We start from the raw sequence: 12,853 nt of genomic DNA, 5'->3' as shown, positions 1-12,853 counted from the left end.
TATTTAGTTTTCATTCCCCTACACCGATAAAATAATAAGTAAGGAGTTATCAATGAGCATTGAAAATCCCTTTGATCTGCGCCTTCCGGTTGATATGGCAAAACTGGCAGAGCAAGTTGGTATATATAAAGCCACTAAGAATCCGGCCACCACCTTTTATTTAGCCATGACTGCCGGTGTATTCATCTCTATCGCTTTTGTCTTCTACATTACAGCAACAACCGGCACTGCTGGCGTGGTGGCATTTGGGTTGGCGAAGTTGGTAGGCGGCCTGTGTTTCTCTCTTGGCCTGATTTTAGTGATTATCTGTGGGGCTGATTTGTTCACATCCACAGTACTCATTGTGGTGGCTAAAGCCAGTGGCAAAATCAGTTGGCGGCAATTAATCTGTAATTGGGTGAATGTCTATTTCGGTAATCTTATTGGCGCACTGTTCTTTGTGGCATTGATTTGGTTTGCCGGTCAGCATACGGCGGCAAATGGTTTATGGGGCTTGAATGTGTTGCAAACTGCCGAACACAAATTACATCATACGTTTGTAGAAGCGGTGTGTTTGGGGATTCTGGCTAATCTAATGGTCTGCCTGGCAGTATGGATGAGCTATTCCGGCCATACATTGACGGATAAAATTGTGGTGATGTTACTGCCTATCGGCATGTTTGTCGCCAGCGGTTTTGAACACAGCATTGCCAATATGTTTTTGATCCCATTAGCTATTATCATCCGCGATTATGCATCACCGGAGTTCTGGCTATCAATTAATGCTACCCCGGATCAATTTTCTGCGCTGACCCTAAACAACTTTATTATCGATAATCTAATCCCGGTGACTATCGGCAATATTATTGGTGGTGGTTTATTGGTTGGCCTGACCTATTGGATTATTTATCTGCGCAATCCAGCTCATTGAGTCAATAGCGCCATTGATATCGACAAATATGACGAAATGACGTGAATAAAAGTGACACCCATAACAGAACAGCCAGCCGGGTTTACCCCTGACTGGCTGTTACGTTAATTCACAATAACCGATTATTTCTTCTTAGCGTATTTCAGTGAGTCTAATGCGACGGCAAAGATAATGATCGCACCTTTAATAATATACTGCCAATAAGGGTTCACACCGATATAAGTTAATCCGTAGTTAATAACGGTAAAGATAATTACCCCTGTCACTACACCGATAACGGTACCAACACCACCACTAAAGGACACACCGCCCACCACACAGGCGGCAATCGCATCCAACTCGTACATAAAGCCAAGGTTGTTAGTCGCACTACCGATACGGCCTGCTTCCAACATACCGCCGAAGGCATAGAACACACCGGACAAGGCATAGATCATGATCAAGTTTAGTGGCACATTCACACCAGAAACTTTTGCCGCTTCCGGGTTACCGCCGATGGCAAAAATATTCTTACCAAAGCGAGTTTTATTCCACAGCACCCAGACAAAGCCGATAGCAATCAAAGCATAGAAGGTAATATAAGACAGTTTGAAATCACCAAACCGCAAGAACCCTTGAGCAAAGGTTGAGAATGCCGGATCAAAACCTGCAATCGGTGATGCGCCAACGAAATCGTAATACAGGGAGTTAATCCCGTAGACGATAATCATCGTACCTAATGTAGTAATAAATGGAGTCACATTCAGGTAAGCAATGATAATACCGTTGACCAAACCAATAATCGCACCAATCAAACAGACGGTTAAAATAACAATCGGAATCGGCACGGTGTGTAAATCAGGGAAAACTTTATTAACGTTATCCATTGCTTGCAACATGGTCGCCGCAACTACCGCCGCCAAACCTACCTGACGCCCGGCTGACAGGTCGGTCCCTTGGGTAACAATCAGCCCTGCCACACCCAGTGCGATAATAATACGCACCGATGATTGGGTCAGAATGTTACTTAAGTTCATCAGACTTAAAAACGTCGGGTCCTTAACAATAATAATTGCCAGTAATACGAACAACACCACATAAATCCCGCTCTCTTTAAGGTAAGTGAGCATACTTTTCTTATTTAACGCATTCATAATAAGAACCTTCGACTAGATTAGAGATGCAAGGATGCAAGACGTAATATTTCATTTTGCGTGGTTTGCTTAGTATCAACAATTCCCGCAACCTGACCATTACTCATTACTAAAATTCTGTCAGTGATCCCTAGTAGCTCAGGCATTTCAGAGGAGATAATAATAATCCCTTTGTCTTTCTTCGCTAATTCAGTCATTAACTGATAGATTTCAAACTTAGCACCGACATCAATACCTCGAGTCGGCTCATCCAACATTAATATTTCTGGTTGAGTCAGTAGCCAACGGCCAATAATTACTTTCTGCTGGTTACCACCGGATAAAGAGCCAATACTGGTACGGTGACCGGGCGTTTTTACACGCATCGCATCGATAACCCATTGGGTATCGCTCTTCATGCGCGTATTATCCAGCAGCCCAAATTTATTTTTATAGTTACGGATATTAGAGATTAGGGAATTAAAACCCACATCGAGATAAGCGTAAATCCCGGTTGAGCGGCGCTCTTCAGTTACCAGTGCAAACCCATGATTAATGGCTTCATTGGCACTATGGTTATTAATACTTTTGCCATGTAACTTAATGGTCCCGGCCACTTTTTCGCGGATACCAAATAAGGTTTCAACAATATCGGTGCGCTTGGCCCCAACCAAGCCAGCAATCCCCAAAATCTCGCCTTTATGCAAATCAAAGGAGATATCACGGATCGAGGGTTGGCGCAGCGAGGTCAGATTTTTCACTTCCAGAATGACTTCACCCGGCTTGTTCAGGCGATCAGGGAAACGCTGACTCAGTGAGCGCCCCACCATCATTGAGATTATCTGATCCATGGTCAGCCCTTCCAGCGGCTGGGTAGTAATCCACTGACCATCACGCAAAATAGTGATTTCATCACACAGTTGGAATATTTCTTCCATCTTGTGAGAGATATAAACAATGCCGCAGCCACGCTCTTTCAATTTACGAATAATCGTAAATAGATGATTAACCTCTTTCTCGGTTAATGAAGAGGTCGGCTCATCCATGATGACGATTTTGGCGTTATAAGAGAATGCCTTGGCAATCTCGATCATTTGCATTTGAGATACTGATAATGTTGCGACTTTATCGCGGGGATCAATATCAATATCCAATTCATCAAAGATAGCTTTGGTATCTTTGTACATTTTATCTTGATCGACAAAAAAACCTTTGGTTGGGTAACGACCCAGCCACATGTTGTCCATCACTGTACGTTGTAACACCAGGTTTAATTCCTGATGAACCATAGAGACACCGTGCTCTAATGCTTCTTTAGAGCTTTTAAATTCTATTTCTTGCCCCTGAAAGAGAATACTCCCGGAGTCTTTTTTATAGATACCAAACAGACATTTTAATAGCGTTGACTTACCTGCGCCATTTTCTCCCATTAATGCATGGATCGAACTTGGCCGCACTTTAAGATTTACGTTATCTAACGCCTTTACACCTGGAAATGATTTATTGATATTACTCATTTCCAGCAACCACTCACGGGGTTGTGCTGTATTAATATCGGCCATAGTTATACCTGGCTAAGAATTGCCACTCACCTGCGAGATAAATACCTTATCCGCCGATAAGTGCATATTCAAAATAAGGATCAATGCAAAAAACCTTCTGCCCCGGTGCTGGTTACCCAATATCGGGGCCAGAAGGTTAATAATTACTGCTTTACCCTTAGCACTGACACAGCTTTGGGCACTACCTATCACGACAGGCTGTTATTTAGTAAATTCAGCCAGGTTATCTTTATCAACACCTACATACGGAATACGTACGATTTTGTTTTCAATTTTCCAGTTAGTCCCTTCAGCAGCAGGTTTACCGGCAGCCAGATTTTTAACTAAATCGAAAGTTGCTTTAGCTTGATTGTTGGCATCGTTCAATACGGTACCGGCCATTTGGCCTGATTTCACCAGTGCTAACGCTTCTGGCAAGGCATCAACACCAAATACTGGAATACTGGTTTTGTTATGGGCTTTCAAGGCTTCTACTGCACCCATCGCCATCGCATCGTTGTTAGCAATAACCACTTCGATCTTGTTGGCGTTAGGGCCAGATAACCAGGCATCCATTTTATCTTTAGCTTGCGCGGTATCCCACATTGCAGTATCTAACTGCAATTGTTGAGTCGGCAGACCTTTTTCATTCAACGTTTTAATGACATAAGTTGTACGTGCTTCAGCGTCTGGGTGACCCGGCTCGCCTTTCAACAGCACAAATTGGATTTTGCCATCTTTGTTCAGATCCCATGCTGGGTTGGCTTTCCAGTGTTTCGCAATTAGCTCACCCTGAATAACACCAGACTCTTTAGAGTCAGTCCCTACATAGTAAGCTTTATCGTAACTATCCAATGCCTTACGTGAAGGTTCTTTGTTATAGAACACGATCGGCACATCGTTGCCGCGTGCTTTATCAATAACAACCGGTGCTGCTGCTGGGTCAACCAGGTTAATGGCCAGCCCTTTCACACCTTTAGCCAGCAATACGTCAATCTGATCGTTTTGCTTGGACTGGTCATTTTGGGAGTCATTCATCAGTAAGGTAACGTCAGGAGATGCTTTAGCATCTTTCTCGATAGCTTTACGGACCACGGACATAAAGTTGTCATCATATTTATAAATAGTGACACCAATACGGGTATCAGCTTGAGCAGCCGCGCCAAACATCATGCTGGCAACCAGGGTCGCTAATGTGAAAACCTTCTTATTCATTTGTATCTCCGGGTTTATGTAGGGTAGTACAGGGTGATAACACCGTCGCCTTAACGTGAGAAAGACCCATCGTTCAAAGCTGCTGACACTGAATATCTATCGTCCTTGAGCGCACTCCACTCCGAGAAAGCCGCCTGAGTCGTCAAAAACCATGCCACTTACAAACTCAACATCTGCGGAACGCGTGTTTGTAAATCACTATTCTAAAACCCGCTACCGTGTGTTTTTTTATCCGGTAACCGATGACATATTGATACATTCAGGTAGAAAACAACTAGAGCATAGACGGGCCGTTGTTAAGAATCTGTGAATTTTCTCACAGATTGAAAACGGTTACACAAGAATAAATACGTAACTAGTGAGCGACCCCACAAATTGCGACAGAATGACGCGGTACCAATGTGGGTTTAAAACAATAAGCCGCGTGCGGGTCTGGCGGATGACTGGCCCCTTCAAGTGCCAGCTCTGTGGCTAAAGTTGCCATAGAAACAATAGGATAACGCACTGTGGTCAATTTGGGGCTGGTATAGCGGGCAATAGGGATATCATCAAAGCCCACCAGCGAAAACTGCTCAGGGACACTGATACCGTTTTCTTTCAACACCGCCAGCGCACCAGCAGCCATTGAGTCGTTATAGGCAAACACCGCACTGAGCTGTAAATTGCGCCCCAGCAAGTCAATCATGGCACGCTCCCCACCAGCCAGATCAGGAGTACCAAATGCTCGCCAACTGTCAGGAGCAGTGATACCGGCGGTCTCAAGCGCATTTAGGTAACCCGTTTGACGCTGGATAACATCATCAATCGGGTGGTTGGAACCGAGAAAACCGATACGTTGGTGCCCTTGTTTAAGCAGTAAACGGCATGCCATTTGCGCACCGCTAACATTGTCTAATCCTACACAACGGTGCTCAAACCCAGGAATAATCCTATTAATCAGAACCATACCTGGAACCTGATCTAAAAAAGCGATTAACTCACCGTCACTCAATGCCTTAGCGTGAACAACCAATGAATTACAGCGTTGACGCAGTAGCACTTCAATGGCATGACGCTCTTTATCGGCCTGGTGGTAGCTATTACCAATCAACAGATATTTTTGATGTCGTTGGGCTACGGTGTCTACCGCTTTCACCAAGGCACCAAAAAAGGGATCAGAGACATCCATCACCACCACACCGACAGTATCGCTACTTTGTGTTGCCAGTTTTTGTGCATTAGCATTTGGGCGGTAGCCCAGTTCTGACACCGCTTTCAGCACTGCGGCGCGCGTTTCTGGCCGAATAGCAGCGCTGTTATTGAGGACACGGGATACCGTAGCCAGCGAAACGCCAGCCCGCGAGGCCACATCACGAATGGTGATACTATTTCCAGATGAATGCAGAGCAGCCATGACCTTATCCTGTGAATAAGTAACCATGCGCGTGTTGATGTGAACTGGGCATGGCAGGTGGCTTATCCTACCCAGTTTGTTGAATTTGCCACGTGAAATGCGTCACAAGAAAGAAAACGTTTACATACAAATTTGCAACCCGCTCGATCATTTTTACTTTACAGACGCATTCAGGGCTTAGTGTTGCGTGGTTGTAACGATTGACCGCAAGCATAGGCGGTCAATTTTCGCCATAACCACTCGAGTGGCCCTTGGGCAAAGTAATGCAGCCATAGCAGGGAGAATAGGATATTACACAGCCAGACCAGTGGAACAATCGCGAGGAGTTGTAGGCGGTCAAGCTGTTGATATAAGCCGAAGTGATAGAAGATCAGCGTACATATCAATGTTTGCAGTAAATAATTACTCAGAGCCATGCGCCCTACCTGTGCCAACCAATGATTGACACGCCAACCGGATATTGTGGGACCGAAGCCATACAGCAGAGCCAGATAGCCCACAGCCTGTAATGGAGCCCCTAACTCACGGGGAACTTGCAACAAAAAACCGCTCCAACGGTAATCCCAGCCCACTGCCCATTGCAGTGCCACCCCCGGTATTTGGATAACTAATGAAAGCGGTATCAAACATGCCGCAAGCAAACGGTAGTGCCGCAAGCTAAAATCACCGCGTAGCCAGCCAGAACGCATTAACCCAGCACCAAATAACATCGAGCCCGCCAGCTCCCAGCCATATTGGGCGCCGATAGCAATCAAATTGGATGACAACAGATCTAACCGGTTCTTCCAGGCTTCCATGCCCCCCTGCAACTTCCAAAATTGCTCATATTGCAGATCCGCAGGCCCCGGCTGCCAAAATCGCCCCGGTTCGCCATTGGTGATAAACCCCAGTAGCAGCAATACCGCGACACCCACTAAATACAGCACCGCACCGGTACGCAACAAACTGGCGGCATCTTTAGCATCACGAATCATTCGCCAACACACCAGACCGATCAAACCATAAGCAAATAGAATGTCTCCATCCCAGAAAAAGATACCGTGAATTAATCCCAGTAATAGCAATAAGGAAAGTCGCGCCCGAATCCAGCTCTTGCCGCGTTTAAGTAATAGCTCAAGGCCCGCACCAAACAGAATGGCGAAAATAGATAAGAACTTGGCCTGTGCCACAATATCGAGAATGGCCCAAGTCCAGGCATCGGATAGCGAAGGAAGGCCCAGATAGGCCGGATTAAGATAAGCAGCCTTTGACAGACCGAAGGCGCTGATATTGAGCAGCAGAATGCCAAGGATGGCCAGCCCTCGCGCACTATCTAACGTTGCGATGCGTTGACGCATACCCGACATCCTGTGTACGGGCACCCACTGGCACCCTCTCTGAAAAGGCTAATTAGCCGTTGCGACGTTAGCTATTATGACGAACAGCACGCAGGAATTCCTGGCGTGTATTCTGGCTGGATTTGAATAACCCGCCTAATGATGTCGTGGTGGTCGCACTGGTAGCATCACGGATACCGCGCGCTTTAACGCAATAATGCACTGCATCGATAGAAACTGCGACATTATTAGTGCCTAACAGTGTCTGTAGTGCCAACAGGATTTGCTGTGTCAGCCGCTCTTGCACTTGCGGGCGCTGAGCAAAGAACTGCACGATACGGTTGATTTTAGATAAGCCAATCACACTGTCTTTGGGAATATAAGCGACAGTGGCTTTACCATCGATAGTGACAAAATGATGTTCGCAGGTACTGGTCAGGGTGATATCTCGTACCGTGACCATTTCATCGACCTTCATTTTATTCTGAATCAGGGTGATTTTGGGGAAATTTTCGTAATCCAGTCCAGAGAAAATCTCATCAACATACATTTTGGCAATACGTCTTGGCGTATCCGCCAGACTATCGTCAGACAAATCAAGATTCAGCAATTGCATAACTTCAGTCATATGCGCTTGAATCTTGGTTTTACGCGTTTGGGCATCTAACTCTTGTTTGCGCAGCGGGGTTTCAAGACCACGGGCCAGCAATGCCTCATGAACCAACTCAGCTTCTTTACTTAGCGATGACATTCTTTTCTCCAGCAGGCGTACACATCCGAACAGTATAAACATGATGTAGATCACGTTCGGATTTTGCTCCCCACTTTAGTTGAGAGCAAAATGATTATCCAGTGATTGTTATTCATATCGAATCGTTATTTACATCATGATGAAATAGTTGCATTTGGTGCATCCACGGTAGCGTAAATCAACCGGTAACCGTTTCCTGAGCGCGACGTGGCGTTTTGATAACCAACCCTCCAGCAATGAACAGTGCCACCACTGCCACGTACAGCGCAGGCTCTAACCGGTGAGTCAAGGTTGTTGAGATAGCGGATAAGATTGGGCCAACCAGTTGTCCAATAGCATAACCGGTAGTCAGTAAACCGGCCATATAGCGGGTGTGTTGCGGTGCCAGCTCCCGGCCATGCTGCAATGAAAGTTGCACCACACTCAGGAAACCGCCACCGGTCAGTAATGCCCCTAAGGCCAACCCACTCACTCCCGGCACTAGCTCCGCGCACAATACCCCCAATGCCTGTACCCAGAGTGTTAATGCCAGGCGGGTTTGCGAACTCAGGCAATGGCGGGTCAAAATACCGATAGTGATCCCTATCACCGCCGCGCCACCAAACACCGGCCAGACAAACTGGGCAAACAGGCTCTCTGGGAAGCGCGCTGCTGCCATTTGCGATAAAAATGTTGCGGGCAGAATATAACCGAATCCCGCCAAACTGTAGCTCCACACCAGGCGCTTGAGTGCTGGCGTTAAGGTCAGCGGAATCGCCGCAATATGCGGGCGATGTAGTTCCCCACTTCGCGGCAGATTAATACTTATCATGGCAATAATAACTAACGCCAATACACCATAGACCAGCCAGGCTTGAGCGGCCGATAAACCATAGCTATGAATAACCACTGCTAACATACCGCTGATGAATATGCCCGCGCCCGGCCCGGCAAATACTGCGGCACTGAGTGCCGGACGACCGAAGTGGGCCAGACGTTCATTGGTCCAGGCGGCGATAAGCACCATCGACCAGCCACTGGCCCAGCCAATGGCAAAACGTACCACGCCATGCCACCACGGCCCATCAACTACTGCGGATAGCAGCGTAAGCGTTACCGCCCCCCACAATCCGAGCCATAAACGGCGCTCCACATGGCGGCTGGCGCGCATAGCATCAAAAGCGCCAAACAGGTATCCCAGATAATTAAATGCTGCCACCAGCCCGGCACCGGTTAGGGTGAACTGATGCTCTGCGATCATTAGCGGCACTTGCGGCGTAAAAGCAAAACGGCCAATTCCCATCGCCACCACTAACGCGAGAAAACCACTTAATGCAATTCTTAATGCCATCTGCCCTGCCCATTGTTTGCTGACAGATAATTCCTGCCAGACGGTTAAAAGAAAGTTGCCAATATCATGCCTGAGCATTAGAATCACAAAAAATGAATAATACTCATTAAGTTCATCACAAAAAGAGAACACTTATGGACCTGACCCAGCTACGCATGTTTTGCTGTGTAGCAGAAACCGGTTCCGTTGCCCGGGCAGCGGAGCAGATGCACCGCGTCCCGTCAAATTTGACGACCCGCCTGCGCCAACTTGAAGTTGAGCTGGGTACCGACCTGTTTATCCGTGAAAAACAGCGCCTGCGGCTCTCCCCGATGGGCCATAACTTCCTCTGCTACGCCAACCGGATTCTGGCGCTAAGCGAAGAGGCAATGCGCATTACGCATGCTGGCGAACCGGCGGGTAACTTCCCATTAGGCTCGATGGAAAGCACTGCTGCCACCCGTCTGCCTAATTTGCTGGCGGCCTATCATCAGCGCTACCCACAGGTGTCCTTATCACTGATCACCGGGACATCGGGTGAAATCATTGAACAGGTACGGGCCGGAACACTGGCGGCAGCACTCGTTGATGGGCCAGTTCAACATGATGAACTGCACGGGTGCCGCTCTTTCGACGAGCAACTGGTGATCATTTCTTGTCTGGACCACCCTCCGATTATGCAAGCCCGCGATGCGGTGGATGAGACACTGTTTGCCTTTCGCCCCAGTTGCTCTTACCGCTTGCGCCTGGAGAGTTGGTTCCGTCAGGCCGGTGTCTTACCGGGCCATATTATGGAAATCCAGTCTTACCATGCCATGCTGGCCTGTGTTGCCAGTGGTGCCGGGCTGGCATTGATACCCCATTCGGTATTGGCGCTACTGCCGGGCCATGAACGGGTACAAGTTCATGCCTTACCGGCTGATGTTGCCAATACCGCAACTTGGCTTATCTGGCGTAAAGATGCCTTTAGCCCCAATGTCCGCAGCTTAAAAGAACTGATTATCGAGCAGATTGAAATTCAGTGACTTATCTGACGGCTTGCCGCTTATCGACCATAATTTATACAAACCATGTTGACTTACGCCCAGACAGCCTAATGCAACATATTAGATACATTAAAAATTCATTTATATAACACTCATCACACAGAAGCTATAGGAGCAACACCATGCAGATGATTAAAACTCGCGCCGCAGTCGCATGGGGGCCAAACCAGCCGCTATCGGTTGAAGAAGTTGATTTGATGCCACCGCAAAAAGGCGAAGTGCTGGTACGGATTGTCGCCAGTGGCGTATGCCACACCGATGCCTACACCTTGTCAGGCAAAGATCCCGAAGGGATATTCCCAGTAATCCTCGGCCATGAAGGTGGTGGGATTGTAGAAGCAATCGGCGAAGGTGTTACCAGCGTTGCAGTGGGTGATCACGTCATTCCGCTGTACACACCAGAATGCGGTGAATGTAAATTCTGCCGCTCCGGTAAAACCAATTTGTGTCAGGCGATCCGTAGCACTCAGGGCAAGGGTTTGATGCCTGATGGCACCACCCGTTTCTCTAAAAATGGTCAGCCGATCTTCCATTACATGGGGACTTCAACCTTCTCTGAACTGACAGTGGTACCGGAAATATCACTGGCAAAAATCAATAAAGAAGCGCCATTAGAAGAAGTTTGTCTGCTCGGTTGTGGCGTCACCACCGGCATGGGGGCTGTGATGAACACAGCAAAAGTCAAACCGGGCGACACTGTCGCCATCTTCGGCTTGGGTGGCATTGGTTTATCGGCAGTGATTGGGGCGAAAATGGCTGGCGCCAGCCGCATCATTGGCATTGATCTCAATACCAGTAAATTCGAGCTGGCCCGCAAACTGGGCGCAACAGACCTGATTAACCCGAAAGATTATGATAAACCTATTCAGGATGTGATCGTCGAGCTGACCGATGGCGGCGTAGATTTCTCCTTTGAATGTATTGGTAACGTCAATGTTATGCGCTCAGCGCTTGAGTGCTGCCATAAAGGCTGGGGCGAATCAGTCATCATTGGTGTTGCCGGTGCCGGTGAAGAGATTTCAACCCGTCCATTCCAATTGGTCACCGGCCGTGTATGGCGTGGCTCAGCATTTGGTGGTGTCAAAGGGCGCTCCGAGTTACCGGGCATCGTGCAGCAATATCTGGACGGTAAATTCGCTCTGAATGATTTTATTACCCATACCATGGGGTTAGATCAAATCAACGAAGCCTTCGATTTGATGCATGAAGGTAAATCTATCCGTACCGTGATCCATTTTAATCATTCCTCACAAAACAAATAAGGCAAGGAGGCAGGCAACGCATGAATACGTCACTTGAACTTCTCGAAGAGCACCGGATGTTTGGTGGGTGGCAGCAACGCTATCGCCACGCCGCCAGCAGCCTGAATTGCAATATGACCTTCAGCATCTATCTGCCCCCCCTACGGGATGACAACCCGCCACCGGTGCTTTACTGGCTGTCGGGTCTGACCTGTAATGATGAAAACTTTACATTGAAAGCCGGTGCGCAGCGGGTAGCCGCTGAGTTGGGTCTGGTACTGGTTATGCCGGATACCAGCCCACGTGGCGATGATGTGCCGAATGACGAAGGTTATGATTTAGGGCAAGGCGCGGGGTTCTATCTCAACGCAACACAAGCGCCCTGGTCTAAACATTTTCAGATGTATGATTATATCAGCCAGGAGTTACCGGCGCTGATCGCCCAGCATTTCGAAGTGAGTGGCCGTCAGTCTATTTGTGGCCATTCAATGGGGGGCCACGGGGCATTGATGCTAGCACTGCGTAACCCGCAGCAATACCAATCAGTTTCGGCCTTTGCGCCGATAGTCAATCCGTGTCAGGTGCCTTGGGGGCGCAAAGCCTTTACTGCGTATTTGGGTACCGATGAGAGTCAGTGGTTGCAATATGATAGTTGCCACTTACTTACACATGCCCACACCCAACTGCCGATGCTGGTAGATCAAGGTGATAGTGATCAGTTTCTGGCAGACCAATTACAACCGGCAAAATTAGCTGAATTGGCACGGCAACACGATTGGCTACTGACACTTCGTATTCAGCCGGGTTATGACCATAGCTATTTCACCATAGCCACATTTATTGAAGATCACCTACGCTTCCATGCGGAATTCTTACATCGCTAACGGATATCACTCAGCCGATCAACAATAATAGAAAACTTAAAGCTCCTTCGGGAGCTTTTTATTTTATTTAAGATATATAGCTTACTATTGTTACGCCAATAACTAATAATCCTTTAGTTTAATAACATAATTAAT

The 12,853-nt window shown here is 47.5% G+C and carries 11 protein-coding genes; 4 read left to right on the top strand and 7 right to left on the bottom strand.

The genetic code is table 11. The annotated features are described in order from the left end of the window. Nucleotides 1-52: 52 nt before the first annotated feature. Nucleotides 53-910 (top strand): formate transporter FocA, encoded by an 858-nt coding sequence (gene focA / locus V2A85_RS17495; RefSeq protein ID WP_372558443.1) that lies wholly within the window; start codon nt 53-55, stop codon nt 908-910. A 122-nt stretch (nt 911-1,032) separates the two neighbouring features. On the opposite strand, the gene mglC is transcribed toward focA, so the two are convergent. The 7 genes from mglC to V2A85_RS17460 form a co-directional block, all read right to left on the bottom strand. After that, the gene (gene mglC, locus V2A85_RS17490; protein WP_005187595.1) at nt 1,033-2,043 is read right to left on the bottom strand and encodes a galactose/methyl galactoside ABC transporter permease MglC; all 1,011 of its coding nucleotides are present in this window, start codon (nt 2,041-2,043) and stop codon (nt 1,033-1,035) included. 20 nt (nt 2,044-2,063) lie between these two features. Beyond that, nucleotides 2,064-3,584: a galactose/methyl galactoside ABC transporter ATP-binding protein MglA gene (gene mglA / locus V2A85_RS17485; protein WP_420071965.1), complete on the bottom strand. Its 1,521-nt coding sequence runs from the start codon at nt 3,582-3,584 to the stop codon at nt 2,064-2,066. 201 nt (nt 3,585-3,785) lie between these two features. Continuing rightward, entirely contained in the window at nt 3,786-4,778 is a 993-nt protein-coding gene (mglB, locus tag V2A85_RS17480; RefSeq protein ID WP_372558441.1) for a galactose/glucose ABC transporter substrate-binding protein MglB, read from the bottom strand. 355 nt (nt 4,779-5,133) lie between these two features. Continuing rightward, nucleotides 5,134-6,171, bottom strand: coding sequence for an HTH-type transcriptional regulator GalS (galS, locus tag V2A85_RS17475; RefSeq protein WP_420071964.1), 1,038 nt, complete (start codon nt 6,169-6,171; stop codon nt 5,134-5,136). Nucleotides 6,172-6,341: 170 nt separating this feature from the next. Beyond that, complete coding sequence (yeiB, locus tag V2A85_RS17470; RefSeq protein ID WP_083159389.1) at nt 6,342-7,508, bottom strand: DUF418 domain-containing protein YeiB; 1,167 nt, start codon at nt 7,506-7,508, stop codon at nt 6,342-6,344. A gap of 67 nt (nt 7,509-7,575) precedes the next feature. Then, nucleotides 7,576-8,238, bottom strand: a complete 663-nt coding sequence (folE, locus tag V2A85_RS17465) for a GTP cyclohydrolase I FolE (protein ID WP_042569448.1) — start codon at nt 8,236-8,238, stop codon at nt 7,576-7,578. Between the two features lie 178 nt (nt 8,239-8,416). After that, entirely contained in the window at nt 8,417-9,568 is a 1,152-nt protein-coding gene (locus V2A85_RS17460) for a YbfB/YjiJ family MFS transporter (RefSeq protein ID WP_372558439.1), read from the bottom strand. Nucleotides 9,569-9,702: 134 nt separating this feature from the next. On the opposite strand from V2A85_RS17460, the gene ptrR reads away from it, so the two are divergent. From ptrR to fghA, 3 genes are all read left to right on the top strand, one after another. Beyond that, complete coding sequence (gene ptrR / locus V2A85_RS17455; RefSeq protein WP_420071963.1) at nt 9,703-10,572, top strand: putrescine utilization regulator PtrR; 870 nt, start codon at nt 9,703-9,705, stop codon at nt 10,570-10,572. 143 nt (nt 10,573-10,715) lie between these two features. Further along, entirely contained in the window at nt 10,716-11,855 is a 1,140-nt protein-coding gene (locus tag V2A85_RS17450; protein ID WP_050311956.1) for an S-(hydroxymethyl)glutathione dehydrogenase/class III alcohol dehydrogenase, read from the top strand. A 20-nt stretch (nt 11,856-11,875) separates the two neighbouring features. After that, entirely contained in the window at nt 11,876-12,718 is an 843-nt protein-coding gene (fghA, locus tag V2A85_RS17445; protein WP_420071962.1) for an S-formylglutathione hydrolase, read from the top strand. The last annotated feature ends 135 nt before the right edge of the window (nt 12,719-12,853 follow it).

Origin of the sequence: Yersinia sp. 1252 StPb PI (genome assembly GCF_048593885.1) — a bacterium.
GTDB classification, from domain to species: Bacteria; Pseudomonadota; Gammaproteobacteria; order Enterobacterales; family Enterobacteriaceae; genus Yersinia; species Yersinia enterocolitica_E.
Note: the sequence above shows the minus strand (reverse complement) of the source record. Positions and strands in the feature narration are given on the sequence as shown.